Source organism: Kitasatospora sp. CM 4170, assembly GCF_032110285.1.
In the GTDB taxonomy this organism is placed as follows: domain Bacteria; phylum Actinomycetota; class Actinomycetes; order Streptomycetales; family Streptomycetaceae; genus Kitasatospora; species Kitasatospora aburaviensis.
The window spans coordinates 2,157,039-2,171,412 of the sequence record NZ_CP134877.1 but is presented as its reverse complement, the minus strand read 5'-3'; the positions used below and the strand labels follow the sequence as shown (position 1 = coordinate 2,171,412).

At 75.2% G+C, this 14,374-nt stretch carries 12 protein-coding genes; 9 read left to right on the top strand and 3 right to left on the bottom strand.

Translation table 11 applies throughout. The features are described from left to right. Window positions 1–12 precede the first annotated feature (12 nt). Window positions 13–825 carry a class II aldolase/adducin family protein gene (locus tag RMN57_RS08645; RefSeq protein WP_313762805.1) on the bottom strand — a complete coding sequence of 271 codons (813 nt, stop codon included), beginning with the start codon at window positions 823–825 and terminating at the stop codon, window positions 13–15. Window positions 826–904: 79 nt separating this feature from the next. After that, window positions 905–2,443: an FAD/NAD(P)-binding protein gene (locus RMN57_RS08640; protein ID WP_313762804.1), complete on the bottom strand. Its 1,539-nt coding sequence runs from the start codon at window positions 2,441–2,443 to the stop codon at window positions 905–907. A 354-nt stretch (window positions 2,444–2,797) separates the two neighbouring features. On the opposite strand from RMN57_RS08640, the gene RMN57_RS08635 reads away from it, so the two are divergent. The 7 genes from RMN57_RS08635 (at window position 2,798) to RMN57_RS08605 (ending at window position 11,107) form a co-directional block, all read left to right on the top strand. Further along, window positions 2,798–4,042 (top strand): cytochrome P450, encoded by a 1,245-nt coding sequence (locus tag RMN57_RS08635; RefSeq protein WP_313762803.1) that lies wholly within the window; start codon window positions 2,798–2,800, stop codon window positions 4,040–4,042. Window positions 4,043–4,374: 332 nt separating this feature from the next. After that, on the top strand, window positions 4,375–4,989 hold the full coding sequence (locus tag RMN57_RS08630; RefSeq protein WP_313762802.1) for a hypothetical protein: 615 nt from the start codon (window positions 4,375–4,377) through the stop codon (window positions 4,987–4,989). Between the two features lie 500 nt (window positions 4,990–5,489). Beyond that, complete coding sequence (locus RMN57_RS08625; RefSeq protein ID WP_313762801.1) at window positions 5,490–5,870, top strand: hypothetical protein; 381 nt, start codon at window positions 5,490–5,492, stop codon at window positions 5,868–5,870. After that, the gene (locus RMN57_RS08620) at window positions 5,867–6,400 is read left to right on the top strand and encodes a beta-hydroxyacyl-ACP dehydratase (RefSeq protein ID WP_313762800.1); all 534 of its coding nucleotides are present in this window, start codon (window positions 5,867–5,869) and stop codon (window positions 6,398–6,400) included. Before RMN57_RS08625 ends, RMN57_RS08620 begins: the two co-directional genes overlap by 4 nt. A gap of 222 nt (window positions 6,401–6,622) precedes the next feature. Further along, window positions 6,623–7,288 carry a hypothetical protein gene (locus RMN57_RS08615; RefSeq protein ID WP_313762799.1) on the top strand — a complete coding sequence of 222 codons (666 nt, stop codon included), beginning with the start codon at window positions 6,623–6,625 and terminating at the stop codon, window positions 7,286–7,288. A 220-nt stretch (window positions 7,289–7,508) separates the two neighbouring features. Continuing rightward, window positions 7,509–9,986: an aminotransferase class I/II-fold pyridoxal phosphate-dependent enzyme gene (locus tag RMN57_RS08610; protein WP_313762798.1), complete on the top strand. Its 2,478-nt coding sequence runs from the start codon at window positions 7,509–7,511 to the stop codon at window positions 9,984–9,986. After that, on the top strand, window positions 9,983–11,107 hold the full coding sequence (locus RMN57_RS08605; RefSeq protein WP_313762797.1) for a prephenate dehydrogenase: 1,125 nt from the start codon (window positions 9,983–9,985) through the stop codon (window positions 11,105–11,107). The genes RMN57_RS08610 and RMN57_RS08605 overlap by 4 nt, the downstream gene beginning before the upstream one ends. Before the next feature lie 125 nt (window positions 11,108–11,232). Here the strand turns inward: RMN57_RS08605 and RMN57_RS08600 are convergent, their stop codons facing one another. After that, window positions 11,233–11,688, bottom strand: coding sequence for a YbaK/EbsC family protein (locus RMN57_RS08600; protein WP_313762796.1), 456 nt, complete (start codon window positions 11,686–11,688; stop codon window positions 11,233–11,235). A 360-nt stretch (window positions 11,689–12,048) separates the two neighbouring features. Here RMN57_RS08600 and RMN57_RS08595 point away from each other — a divergent pair, with 360 nt between their 5' ends. Both RMN57_RS08595 and RMN57_RS08590 read left to right on the top strand, forming a co-directional pair. Beyond that, window positions 12,049–12,870 carry a LuxR family transcriptional regulator gene (locus RMN57_RS08595; RefSeq protein WP_313762795.1) on the top strand — a complete coding sequence of 274 codons (822 nt, stop codon included), beginning with the start codon at window positions 12,049–12,051 and terminating at the stop codon, window positions 12,868–12,870. A gap of 532 nt (window positions 12,871–13,402) precedes the next feature. Beyond that, the gene (locus tag RMN57_RS08590; protein ID WP_313762794.1) at window positions 13,403–14,362 is read left to right on the top strand and encodes an ACP S-malonyltransferase; all 960 of its coding nucleotides are present in this window, start codon (window positions 13,403–13,405) and stop codon (window positions 14,360–14,362) included. Window positions 14,363–14,374 lie beyond the last annotated feature (12 nt).

The window sequence follows — 14,374 nt, the reverse complement described above, 5'->3', positions numbered from 1 at the left end:
CCGACCCGGGGGCTACTCGTCCAGCAGGTCCGGCTGTTCGGCGACGATCTCGTCCCAGAGCAGCTGGAAGCTGAACCAGCCGAGCTGGGCGTCGCCGAACCCGGCGCCGGCCGCCAGCGCCTGCTCGTGGCTGAACGCCTTCGGCGTCCCGGCCGCGTGGGCGAGCAGCTGGACCTGCGCGCAGCTGTCGTAGGTGAAGAACCAGTGCACCGCCTCGTCCAGCGAGCCGCCGACCGTGATGAGCCCGTGGTGGCGCAGCAGGATGGCGCGGTTGTCGCCGAGCTTCTCCGCGATGTCCCGGCCCTGGGCCAGCGAGACCGAGGGTCCCTCGTACTCGTCGTAGAGCACCTGGCGGCCGTAGAACGCGCAGGCCTCCTGGTCGATGGGCTCCAGCAGCCGGCCGAGCGCACCGAGCGCCCGGGAGTGTGCGGTGTGGCCGTGCGCGGCGGCGGTGGCCCCGGGCTGGAGCTCGTGGATCTGCGAGTGGATCACGAAGGCGCTGGGATTGACCCGGTGCCGGCCCTCCACCACCCGGCCGGTGGAGTCGACGCAGATCAGGTCGGCGACCCTGACCCGCTTGAAGGAGACGCCGAAGGGGTTCACCCAGAACCGGTCGGCGTGCTCGGGGTCGCGGACCGAGATGTGGCCGGAGATGCCCTCGCCGAAGCCGTACTTGCCGAACAGCCGCAGGGCGGCGGCGAGCCGCTGCTTGCGGTGGCGCCGGGTCTCCTCGGGGGTCGAGAACTCGGGCTCGCCGGGGATCGGCAGGCCGGTGGCGGTGTCGGCCAGGAACTCGGCCTCCGGCCGCGGGGCCGTGGTGGTCATGACGGATCGTTCCTCTCGGGTCGCAGGGGGCGGGGCGTGACCCGAAGGACACGCCCCGGGGAGGGGCGGTGCGGGCCGCTCAGGTCGAGACCAGGACGTCCGCGGCCCGGGCGGCGTCCAGCTCCGCGGAGTGGTCGAGGATCGCGGCGACGATGTCCACGCTGCGGTCCACCAGGGACGGCACGCCCCAGGTGAAGAAGAGCGCGCCGGCCCCGATGTTGCCGAGCCCGTACAGGCGCGGGTCCGGCCGCCCGTCCACGGTGAGCCGGCTGGTGGCGCGCTCCAGGTGCAGCCCGCCGTACGGGTGCCGGTCCGCGGCCCGGCCGTGCACCAGCGAGTCGACCAGCGGACGCGCCGCCGCCGGGATCCGGTCCTCGGCCGCGTTCACCGCGTTCACCACCGTGTCGGCGGTGACGGCGGCGTCGGTACCGGTCAGGGCGTCGAAGCGCGCGTCGGGGCGCACGGTGATGCTCCGCAGCCCGGAGCGGTTGGCCAGCTGCCCGCTGTCGAACATCCGCAGCAGGGCGGCGGCGCTGCCCGGGGGCATCGGGCAGCAGAGGCTCATCGTGGTGCGGTAGTGGCTGCGGAGCACCTCGGCCTGGTCCCGCGGCCGCAGCAGCGGCCACACGTCGGGCCCGGTCTCCGGGACGGCGCGCTGCAGGATGCGCTGTCCCATCGCGGGCGAGTCGACGTCGCCGAGCTGGCGGCGCAGCCGCGCCACCGGGTCCTCCCGGCCGAGCGCCGCGAGGTCGGCCATCGCCGCGTCGAGGTCGGCGCCGGCGTCGCGGAACTCGGCGCGCATCAGGGCGCCGAGGTCGTCGATCGACAGGTGGCGCCGCCGCCGGGCCAGCGACCGCAGCCGCTCGGTGGTGAAGTGCCGCAGCTCGAAGGGGATCGGGCGCTGCCGGACCCCGGGCAGGACACCGCGCCGGGAGAGCAGGCTGATCGGGCCGCGGTGGCCCTGGGCGGCGAGCGAGAGCACGATGTCGACGGCGGTCAGGCCGCTGCCGAGGACGGCCACGTGGTCGTCCGCGTCGATCTGCCGGAGCCGGCCCAGGACCGGGTACGGGTCGGCCACGAAGCCCGCCGCGCCGGCGAGGCCGTAGCCGTCCTGGGGACGGTCGCCGCCGACGCAGAGGACCACGTGGTCGAAGGACCGGACGCCGCCCCGGCCGGAGCGCAGCACGACCTCGTCCGGGCCGCGGTCGGCGGCCGTCACCGGCTCCCCGATGAGGTTCACCTGCCAGCCCTGTCTGCGCAGGTCGGCCAGGGCCGCGGCGGCGGTCTGCTCCAGGTACTCGCCGTAGACGGTGCGCGGGGCGAAGCGGACGCCGGACCAGGGGTCGAACTCCGCCGGGCCGCCGGTGGCGCGGTCCCGGGCCGCCAGCCAGCGCTCGAAGTGCCCGGGGTCGCCGGCCCGCACCGACATGTCGTCGGGGGTGGCGTTCACCCGGAGCGTCTCGGTGTCGACCTGGTACGCGCGGCCGCGCCAGAGATCGGGCGACGGTTCGAACACCGTGACGCTGCCCGGTCCGCCGCGGGCCCGGGCCAGCGCGTCGATCAGGCAGACTGCGGCCGCGCCACCTCCGACGATGCCGATCGAGAATCCACGCGACATTTCTCAGTCACCTATCGATAAATGGAAGGTGCGGAGTGCTGCATCGACAGTCGTGTCCGCGGCCGCCGGAATCCTTCCTCGCCGTCGTGGGAATGTCGTGAAGTGCCGCCCATTCCTACCAAGTTCCGACGAGTATTCCGTCGGCCCGGAATGTGGTCCACCGAACTGTCAGGTTGTTGACAGCGCGCCGGGGAGGGGACTTGGAGGTCGTGCCGGACGTGGGACAGTGCGGGCCGGCGCCGTCCGGAATAGCCGCTCTCGATTCTTCGATGCGGGGGGGACCGGGCACTCGTGACGCTGATAGAGCTGTCGCCTGAACGTTTGGCGAGTCGTACCCGAGAGGCAGACACCACCATGACGCAGACCGACGTCGAAGCGCTGGAACTACCCGGGGCGGACCTGGAGGAGCTGGGACCGGACTTCTACCGGGACCCGTACCCCGTCTACGCGCGACTGCGTGAGCAGGGCCCCGTCGTCCAGGTCCGCTTCGGCCCGACGCCGGTGTGGCTGGTCGTCGGTTACGCCGAGGGCCGTTCCGCACTGGCCGATCCACGCCTGGTCAAGGACCAGGGCAGAATCGCCCGGGCCGCCGCCGCGCTGATGGGCGTCGAGGCACTGCCCGAGCCCGAGGAGCAGACCTTCGGCGAGCGGGTGCTGACCAGTCACCTGCTCTCCATGGACCCGCCGGACCACGGGCGGCTGCGCGGCCTGGTCGGCAAGGCGTTCACCAACCGCAAGGTCCAGGCACGGCGGGCGCGGGTGAACGAGGTGGTGGCCGAGCTGTTCGACGCGGTGGCCGGCAAGCCCGAGATCGAGCTGCTCGCGGACGTCGCGTACCCGCTGCCGATCACCGTGCTCTGCGAGCTGCTGGGCGTGCCGGTGGGCGACCAGGCGGAGTTCACCCGGCTGGCCAACGCGCTCAACTTCGAGCCGCCGGAGCGGATGCGCGAGATCGCCGGGGAGCTGGCCGATCTGGTGCTGACCTGGGTGGAGCTGCGCCGCCGGGAACCCGGGGACAACCTGCTCAGCGAGCTGGTCCGGGCGCACGACGTCGACGGGATCCTCAGCCTGGAGGAGCTCGTCTCGATGGTGTTCCAGATCCAGAGCGCCGGCTTCGGGCCGACCAGCCACCTGATCTCCAACGGCGTTCGGGCCCTGATGGTGCACCCGGACCAGCTCGCCCTGCTGCGGGCCGACCGCTCGCTGATCCCGGCCGCCGTCGACGAGTTCGCCCGCTTCGACACCACGGTCCACCTGGCGATGCTCTCCGTGGCCGCGGAGCCGGTCGAGCTCGGCGGGGTGCTGATCGCGGAGAACGACTTCGTGGTGGTCGCGACCGGTGCGGGCAACCGCGACCCGAAGTACCGGGCCAACCCCGACGTGCTGGACATCCGGGCCAGCACCGCCGCCCACCTCGGCTTCGGCCACGGCATCCACCACTGCCTGGGCACCGCGCTCGGCAAGGTCCAGGCCGAGGCGGTGGTGGCGGCGCTGCTCGACCGCTACGAGACGGTCGAACTGGCCGTCCCGGCGGGCGAGCTCACCCACAAGGTGTTCCCGGCCCGGCTGCTCGACGCGCTCCCGCTGCGCGTCGGCTGAGCCCGGGACCGTCCGCAGGTGCTCAGGGAGACCGTTCCCGTCGGGTACGAGGCGAACGGTCGGACACGCCCTGACCCGGGCCACCACGGCGTCCGGCCCCCACGGGCCGGGCGCCGTCGTGCGTCCGGACGCCGGCCGGCCGGGTCCGTCCTGCGTGCGGTGGAGGGGTCGCCTCCCCCGCGCGGGGGAGTGCTCCCCTTCTCGCGGCAGATGCGCGGGGCCCGTTCCGTCCGGCACCGTTGAACCAGCAACAGGCAGGTACCGCCCGCCGGATCGGTGGAGGCCCTGGCCGCCCCGCCACCGATCGGGTATCCGAACGAGGAGAGCTCCCGATGACCGCTCGCACCATCCTGACCAAGCTGCACGGCCCGACGGCGGCGGGCGTGCCCCGCTGGGCGGTGTGGACCGCGTACGCGACGACCCTGACGGCGCTGCCCTCGTGCATCTGGCGCATCGCGGCGATGAACCTCAACGCGCCGCTGATCGACCACAACGACGCGCCACCGGAAGGCCACGGCGCCGTCCTGGTGAGCGGCGAGGGCTCCTGGTGGTACGTGATCGCGCTCAGCGTGGTCAGCGAGGCGCTGGCCTTCCTCGCCGTGGGCCTGGTCGCCCGGTGGGGCGAGGTGTGGCCGCGGTGGGTCCCCGGGCTGGGCGGCCGCCGGGTGCCGATCATGGCGGCGGTCGTCCCCGCGGGCGTCGGCTCGGCGCTCCTGATGGTCTTTCCGTACGCGATGGTGATGTTCGCCAACGGCCGCATGGTGAACGGGAATCCGGACACCACGATGACCCACGGCTGGCAGACCGTCGCGTTCTGGGTCTCCTACCTGCCGCTGGCCGCCTGGGGGCCGCTGCTGGCCGTCCTGACGGTGCACTACTACCGGCGCCGCCGGGCCGCCGAGGCGGCCGGCCGGAGCAGGAAGCCGGAGGCCGCCCTGGTCGGGTGACGCGCGGACGCACCGGTCCGGTCCGGGGCGGTCGCCGGTGCCGTGGAACGCCACGGCGGTCCGGCGGCCGCCCCGTCGTGCGGTCCGGCCGCCCTGCGGACACCCGCCCGCCGCCTTCCCACCGCCTTCCCGCCGCCTCCCCGTCTCCTCCACGGTGGCTTCACCTGGGGGGTTCGAATTGTTCGACGTGGCGTTCCGCCGCACCGCGCTCCGGTGAACCATTCACCGAGAGAGCGGTGCGGTCGACCGGCACCGCGCGACGGCCCCGCCCGCTGCGCAGCGCACCCGCGCGAGCGCGGTGGCACCGGCCGGACCACCTTCCGAGGACAGGAGACAGGGATGGCCCGCACACCGTCGGCCAGACGCTGCCCGGCACACCCCGGCACCACGCGGCGGACCGCCGCACCCGCGGCCCCGCACCCGGCCGCCGACCGCGGCCGGTCGGCCGCCACCTGCCGTACCCGCCGCGGCCGCGGCACCCACCCGGCGGGAGGCCGGGCATGATCCCGGGGAGCGGCCCGGGCGCGGCCGCCCGGACCGGCGCGGCCGGACCGGCGGCGCCCGCACCGATCCGGTACGTCGCGAGCCTGGAGCCGGTGTTCTCCGGCCCCTGCGACGGCTTCCCGATCCTGCCCGGGGTCTCCCTGCTGGACTACGCCTGGGCGAGCGCCGACGCCAACCTGCCCGTTCCCGGCCTGCACCTGCAGACCGTCGACCGGGCCCGTTTCAGCGGTGCGGCGTTCCCCGGCGACGAGCTGAGCGTCGAACTCGCCTGGGCGCAGCAGGGCCCGGACGAGTGGACCTGCGCGGTCACCGTCGCCACCCCGCGCGGCCCGGCCTCGTCCGCGCGGCTGCGCTACGGCGCGGAGGCCGCGCGGTGATCGGGCTGGACGGAATCGCCCGGCTGCTCCCGCGCCGGCGCCCGATGCTGCTGGTGGACCGGATCGTCGAGGCCGTACCGGGTGAGCGGATCACCGCGGTCAAGGCGGTCACCGGCAACGAGCCCTGCTACCTGGGGCTCCCCTTCGGTACCCCGGCCGAGCGGCTGGCCTACCCGCCCGCGCTGCTCGTCGAGTCGTGGGGCCAGACCGCCGGCCTGCTGGCGAGCATGGCGGCCGGCGACGCGCCCGAGGCCGTGATGCTGCTCGGCGGGGTCAGCGACGTCCGGTTCCACCGGCCGGTCCACCCGGGAGTGGTGCTGGAGCACCGGATCAGGGTCGCCCTGGCCATGAACGACACCACGGTCTTCGAGGGCGAGACGCTGGTGGACGGCGAGCCGGTGCTCTCCGTCGGCCGGATGACGATCGCCTACCGCCCCTGGGACACCATCCCCATCGAGGGGTTCGGCCCGCTGCGGAGCCCCGCTCCGGCTGCGGAGACGGCCGCGATCCCTGCCCAGCGCGACCGGTGACCCGTCGCGGCCCCGCCGGGCCGCCCCCGTGCAGCCCAGTCCTCCGCGGGGCGCAGCGCCGGCTCCCCCGTGCGGGTGAGCCGGTCCCTCCGCACGATGGACGCGAGCGGCCCGGCGGGCTGCCAGGCTTGATTACACGAAGGCATGAACTGCCCGTCGGGCCAGTGGAGTTCGGACGATCCGCCCACCGGTCGGACGCACGTACCCCAGGGGGGACTCCCGATGACCGCTCGCACCACTCTGAGCAAGCTGCACGGCCGGCCGGCGGCCGGCGTGCCCCGCTGGGCGCTGTGGGCGGCCTACGCCGTTCCGCTGACCACCACGCCCTCCTGCATCTGGCGGATCGCCGGGGTGGCCGGCGGCGCACCGCTGCTGGAGCACCGCGCGGCGCCCCCGGAGGGGCACGGCCCGGTGATCTTCGAGGGGCCGCAGTACGTGGTCGCGCTCAGCGTGCTCAGCGAGGTCCTGGCCTTCCTCAGCTTCGGGCTGATCGCCCGCTGGGGCGAGGTGTGGCCGCGCTGGGTCCCCGTGCTGCGCGGCCGCCGGGTGCCGATCAAGGCCGCGGTCGTCCCGGCCGGCATCGGCGCCACCCTCCTGCTGATCTTCCCGTACGGGCTGCTGATGTCCGCCCTCGGCCTGATGATCAACGGGAGCCCGGACGGCACGGTGACGCACGGGTGGCAGACGGTGGTCTTCTGGGTCGCCTACGGCCCGCTGGTGGCCTGGGGGCCGCTGGTCGGCGCCCTGACGGTGCAGTACTACCGGCGCCGCCGCGCGACCGAGGCCGCTGCGGCCACCGCCGCCACCGAGGCCGCTGCGATCCCGGCGGGTACCCCCGCCGCCGCGCCGGCCGAGGCCTGGCGCGGTGAGGCGGCCGTGGCCCGCTGACGGCGGTCGCGACCGCCGGCCGGGCCCGCGTGGCGCCCTCGCGGGCCCGGCGCGGGCCCCGCGCGTGTCAGCAACCTGACGATCCGGGCCGCCGGGGCCGCTCCGCGGGCGATCGACCGCGTCCAATGGAGACCGGCTCTGCCCCCGTCGATTGGGAAAGCACGATGTTCGAACGCGACGTCACAACCGAAGGACACCCGGGCGCGAAGGCGGTCGCCGCATGAGCGCCGCCGACCCCCGCACCGCGCCGCGGCAGGCGCTGACCCTGGACGACTACGCGGCCCTGGCGCGCGAGGGGATGGACCCGGGGGTCTGGGACTTCCTCCAGGGCGGCGCCGGGGAGGAGCGGACGCTCTCCGAGAACCTCCTCGCCTTCGACCGGCGGCGGCTGCGCACCCGGGTGCTGACCGGGGTGGCCGAGGCCGACACCGCCGTCACGGTGCTCGGCCGCCGCTGGGCCGCCCCGGTGGGTGTGGCCCCGATGGCCTACCACACGCTGGTCCACCCCGGCGGTGAGACGGCCACCGTGCAGGCGGCCGGGGTGGCGGGCCTGCCGGTCGTGGTGAGCACCTTCGCCGGGCAGCCCTTCGACAAGCTGGCCGCCGCCGCGAACTCGCCGCTCTGGCTGCAGGTCTACTGCTTCCGCGACCGGTCGGTGACCCGTCGGCTGGTGGAACGGGCCGCCGAGGCGGGCTTCGAGGCGCTGGTCCTCACCGTGGACACGCCCCGGCTCGGCCGCCGGCTGCGCGACCTGCGCAACGGCTTCCGGCTGCCGGAGGGCATCGTGCCCGCCAACCTGCCGCCGGGCGACTACTCCTCGCCCAGCGGGCACTCGCGCACCGAGCTGGACCCCGCGCTGGACTGGTCGGTGGTCTCCTGGCTGAAGTCGGTCAGCCCGCTGCCGGTGCTGCTCAAGGGCGTCACCACCGGCGAGGACGCCGCCCGGGCGCTCGACGCCGGCGCGGACGGCCTCGTCGTCTCCAACCACGGCGGCCGCCAACTCGACGGCGCCCACGCCACCGTGGACGTCCTGGCGGAGGTGGCGGTCGCGGCGGCCGGCCGCTGCCCGGTCCTGCTCGACGGCGGGGTGCGGCGCGGCACCGACGTGCTGACGGCGCTGGCGCTCGGCGCCGACGCCGTCCTGCTCGGCCGCCCGGTGCTGCACGGGCTGGCGGTGGCCGGGCAGAGCGGCGTCGCCGACGTGTTCGACATCCTGGTCGGCGAGCTGGCGGACGCACTGCTGCTCACCGGCACGCCGTCGGCCGCCGCCGCCGGCCCCGCGCTGCTGAGCCCGGCCGGCGCCGGGCCCGTACCGACCCCGGCGACGGCGGTCCCGGCCCGGCCGGCGGCGGATCCCGCCGCCCCGGTCGTGCTGCGCAAGGAGGAGCTGCACGCCAGCCTCGGCGACCCGGTGCTGGACACCATGAACTTCCTCAACGAGGTGACCACCCGCTACCCCGGGGCCGTCTCCTTCGCGCCGGGCCGCCCCTACGAGGGCTTCTTCGACACCGAGCAGCTCTTCGGCCACGTCCGCCGCTACCTCGACCACCTGGCCGCCGAGGGCGACACCCCCGAGGCGGTCCGGACCAAGCTCTTCCAGTACGGCCCCACCGCCGGGCTGATCAACGGCCTGATCGCCGACTCGTTGCGTGCGGACGAGGGCATCGACGCCGCCCCCGGCTCGATCGTGGTCACCGTGGGCTGCCAGGAGGCGATGTTCCTCACCCTGCGCGCGCTGTTCGCCGGCCCGCAGGACGTGCTGCTGGCCGCCAGCCCCTGCTACGTGGGGATCACCGGCGCCGCCGCCCTGCTGGGCATCCCGGTCACCCCCGTCGAGGAGGGGCCGGACGGGATCGGCACCGCGGCGGTCGAGGCGGCGGTCCTGGCCGAGCGGGCCCGGGGGCGGCGCCCGCGCGCGCTCTACCTGGTGCCCGACCACTCCAACCCGTCCGGAAACACCATGCCGCTGCAGGCCCGGGAGGAGCTGCTCGCGCTGGCGGCGCGGCTCGACCTGCTGCTGATCGAGGACAACCCCTACCGCCTGATGAGCACCGGCACCCGGCTGCCCACGCTCAAGGCGCTCGACACCGGGCGTCGGGTGGTGCACCTCGGCTCGTACTCCAAGACGGCCTTCCCCGGGGCGCGGATCGGCTTCGTGGTCGCGGACCAGACCGTCGAGGACGCACAGGGCGGCACCGGCCTGCTCGCCGACGAGCTGGCCCGGATCAAGAGCATGGTGACGGTCAACACCCCGCCGCTCAGCCAGGCCGCCGTGGCCGGCCTGCTGCTGGCCGCCGACGGGCGGCTCTCGGAGCTCAACGCCGGGCCCGCCGCGCACTACGGGGACGTTCTGGCGGCCGTGCTGGAGCAGCTGGAACGGCACTTCCCCGAGGAGCGGCGCCGCTCGCTCGGCCTTTCCTGGAACGTGCCGAGCGGCGGGTTCTTCCTCACCGTCAACGTGCCGTTCCGCGCCGACAACGCGGCCCTGCTGCGCTCCGCCGAGGAGTACGGCGTGATCTGGACCCCGATGTCGTACTTCTACCCGCAGGGAGGCGGCGAGCACGCCATGCGACTCTCCTTCAGCTACCTGACCCGCGCCGACGTCGAGGACGGCACGGCCCGGCTGGCCCGCTTCGTGGAGGCCGAGGCCTCGGCCCACGCCGCGGCCGCCGGCACGACCCGGGCGGCCGACCGATGAGGAGCGCCGCCGTCATCGGAACCGGGGCGATCGGCACCTCCGTCGCGCTCGCGCTGGCCAGGCACGGCGTCACCGTGTACCTGGACGACGTGAACCGGACGGCCGCCAGGACCGCGGAGGCCATGGGCGCCGGCTCGCTGGCCGCCCCCGACGGGCCGGTCGACCTGGCCGTCCTCGCGGTGCCGCCCGCGCACGTCGGCACCGTCCTCGCCCGGTCGCAGCGGGTCGGGCTGGCCCACGCCTACACCGACGTCGCCAGCGTCAAGGCCCAGCCGCACGACGAGATCGACCGGGCCGGGGCCGACCCGGCCAGTTACATCGGCGGCCACCCGATGGCGGGCACCGAGCGCTCCGGGCCGCTGGCCGGCCGGGCCGACCTCTTCGAGGGCCGTCCGTGGGTGCTCACCCCCTCCCCGTGCACCGGGCAGGAGACGCTGAACCGCGCGCTGGAGCTGGCCTCGCTGTGCGGGGGCACGCCGGTGGTGATGGACGCGGCGGCGCACGACCGCGCCGTCGCCCTGGTCTCGCACGCCCCGCACCTGGTCTCCTCGCTGCTGGCGGCCCGGCTGGCGGGCGCGGGGGAGGAGAGCATCCGGATCTCGGGGCAGGGGCTGCGCGACGTCACCAGGATCGCGGCCGGCGACCCCGGTCTCTGGAACGAGATCCTGGACGCCAACGCCACCGCCGTCGCCGACGTCCTGGACGCCTACGCGGCCGACCTCGGCCGGGCGATCGGCGCGCTGCGGGCCCTGGGCGGCGCCGACGCCGTACGGCGCAGGGCGGCCGCGTCCACCCTGGACGGCCTGCTGCGCACCGGCAACGAGGGCCGGGCACGGGTCGCCCACAAGTCGGGGACGCCGCTCACCGACCTGACCGCCGTGCCGGTCCTGGTGCCGGACCAACCCGGCGCCCTGGCGCGGCTGTTCACCGCCGTGGGCGAGATCGGCGTGAACATCGAGGACGTCCGGATCGAGCACTCGATGGACCGCCCGCGCGGCCTGGTCGAGCTGCTGGTGCAGCAGAGGTCCGCGCCGGCGCTGTCGCGGCTGCTGGACGCGGGTGGCTGGACGGTGGCGGAGAACGCCGTGGCGGAGCACGCGGTGATGGCGGCCGTCGGCTGACCCGGACGCGGCGGAGCTCCGGTGGCGCGGGATCGCCGCACCACCGGAGCTCCGTTGCGTCGCACCGGCCTGCTCGGCCTGCCCCGGCCGGGTCGCCGGATCGCCGGGTCGGGCGGGCCGGGCGGTCAGTGGCCGGCGGCCACCGGATCGCGCTGCGCGACCGGCTTGATCAGCGGTCGCGCGAGCGTGGCCCAGTCCGCCGGCGCCACGGCCAGCGAACGGTCGAGCCGGGCCGCGTTGAAGAAGATCTCTTCGTGTTCGAGCAGGCCGGGGTCGGCCAGCAGCCCGAGGTCGCGGTCGAAGGTGAACGGGACGATGGACCCGCTGCGGCACCGGGTGAGCCGCTCGGCGGTCTGCCGGTCGGCGAAGGCCGCTCGATCGCCGCCGAGGTGGTGGGCGACGGCTTCCAGGTCGACCCGGCGGTCACCGGGGACGACGACGACACTGTGCCGGGGCGGGCTCCCGGCGGTCCTGGTCCGGACCACGATGGATTTCGCGGCCTGCCGCAGCGCGTGCCCGCGCATCTCACTCGCCTCGGCGGTACGTCCTTCCGGCCGGTGGTGGATCAGACGGAACGGCACCCCGGTCTCCGACATCATTGTCAGGAGCCGGTGGAAAATGCCGTGTTCGGTCGGGTCCGTGAGCCGACTGCTATTCACGGAATTACCTCCCTCGAAAGGCTGGCTCGAACGTAGTGCCTGCCGGGGTCCGGGAATTCGGAATTGGCCAGTAGCTGTCATGACCGGAATCGGTCAGGTGTCCGGGCCCGCTCCGGCGGATCGCCACCGCGCGTGGGCGGCCGCGCACGGACCGTGGCCGATCCGGGGGTGTCGGCGCGGATCGGCGGGTCGGCCACGCAGCTTGCTGACAGGGCGGTAGGGCTGCCGTGCCGCCGCGCTGTTCGATGGCGGTGGACGGAGTCGCATGTCATGGGGGAAACCATGAGGGAACTGTCGGCGGTGCCGGGACCGGCACCGCTCACCCGCCGCCGACCGGGGGACCAGGTCGAGCGCGGGCTCTTGGAGGTACAGGCACTGATCGAGGACGCCGTGGTGCGGCACCGGAACTTCGTGTCCCGGGGCGCCGTGGTGACCTCCGTGAAACCGGACGAGGCGGTGCTCTCGGCCGAGGCGGCCCGGCTGATCGGGCGGACCAGACGCGGTCTGGAGGTCGTCCTGGCCTCGGACGTGCCCCGGGCCAAGGGGATCTACCGGGCGCTCGGCGAGATGCTCGCCGCCTGCGGCGACGCCGTCACGGTGCGGCTGCTGTGCGTGCCGGAGACCCTGGACCGGGAGTTCGTCCGCACGCAGCTGGACGCGGGCCGCCAGCTGGAGGTGCGCACGGCCCAACTGCCCTGGATGGAAACGGTCCTGGTGGACAACCAGGTGGTGCTGGCCTGCGCGGACCTGGTCACCGGGAACCGCCAGGCGGCCGTGGTCCGGGACGTCTCGGTGATCCGAACCCTGCACAACCTGTTCGCCGGCGTCTGGCGGCGGGCGATCCCGGTGGAGCAGCAGCTCGACTTCGGCGGCTGGGCCCGGGCGGAGTTCGCCCGGCGGATCCTCGACCGGCTGAACGCCGGGGTGACGGACGAGGTGGCCGCCCGGGAGCTCTCGGTGTCGGTCCGCACCTACCGGCGCTACGTCGCCGAGATCATGGAAATGCTCGGCGCGAACTCCCGGTTCCAGGCCGGCGCGCGGGCCGCCGAGCTCGGGCTGCTGCCCCTCGGCCCGGCCTCCCGACCGGCCCGGCGCACCGCCTGACCTGCGCCGTCGCCCGCCGCGCCGGCCGCCGGATGCGCCGGTGGCAGCTTCCTGAAGCGGGCGTTGCCGCCGGCTCCGGGGGGCGGATAGAAATGGCGGCGGAAGGCCGGGGGCCACCTCGACTGGCCGGTTCGCCGCCGTACCACCACGGGCCGCGGACGGGTCTGCGCGGCGGCCGGAGCCCGGTCCGGGGGGCGGACCCGAGGGCGGCCCGGCGGAGCGCCCGACCGGGCTCCGGCGGGCGGCACGACCGCACCGCGGCCGCAGCACCACCGCGGCGGCGGAGGGGCACCGCGTGCCCCGGCCCGCCGCCGACCGGGACCGGCCCGCACGGGCCGCGTCCGCAGCACCACAGAGCCTCCGGCAGCCACCTCCCCGGGCGGGCTGCCGGAGCCGCCGTCAGACACGGCCCGTCCCGGTGGGAGACGGGCCGGGCGGCGGCACTCGGCGGAGCCGGGGCCGTTCCCCCGGCGGGTCCGGCTCCGCCGCTAAGCCCCGGGACGCCGGTGACCCACCGACCGAAGGTGCATCCATGACCCCCGAACCGATCGCGCTGCTGTTCCCCGGGCAGGGGACCCAGAAGCAGGGCATGGGCGAGCCCTGGCAGGAGACCGGCGCCTGGGCCGTCGTCGAGACGGTCTCCGAGCAGTCCGGCCAGGACGTCGCCGAACTGCTCCTGCACGCCGACGCCGAACGGCTGCGCCGGACCGACCTGGCGCAGCTGGCCGTCTTCACCGTCGCCGTCATGGCGTTCGAGGAGGCGGACCGCGCCGGCCTGACGGCCGGTGCGCCGGTGGCCGCCTGTGCCGGCCACAGCCTGGGCGAGTACGCCGCGCTGGTGGCCGCCGGGGCGCTCGGCCTGGCGGACGCCGCCGGGCTGGTCGCGGTCCGCGGCCGCGCCATGCGGGAGGCCGCCGAACTGTCCGACGGCACCATGGGGGTGCTCGTCGGTGCGCCGCTGCCGGCGGTCGAGACGCTGGTCGAGGACGCCCGGCAGGCCGGCCACCGGGTCTGGGTGGCCAATGTGAACGCACCCGGCCAGGTGGTGCTCTCGGGCTCCGCCGACGGGGTGGCGGCGGCCGCCGCCGAGGCGCCGGGGATCGGCGCCAAGCTGATCAGCGTCCCGGTCGGCGGGGCCTTCCACAGCCCGTACATGGCGCCCGCGGCCGGACGGCTGCGCGCGGCGCTCACGGGCGTCGGGTTCGCCCCGGTGCACACGCCGGTGGTCGCCAACGTGGACGCCCGCCCGCACGCCTCGGGAGACGACTGGCCGGACCTGATGGGCCGCCAGCTGGTCTCCCCGGTGCTCTGGGAGGCGGGGGTCCGGACGCTGGTGGGCCCGCTGGGCTGCCGCCGGCTGATCGAGCTGGGCCCGGGCCGGACCCTGGCCGGGATGGTCCGCCGCATCACACCGGAGACCGAAGTGCTCTCCGTCGACAGCCCGGAGGCCCTCGCGGCGGCCGCTCCGGCCCTGCAGGCCGCCCGGGGTTGACGGACCGAGAGG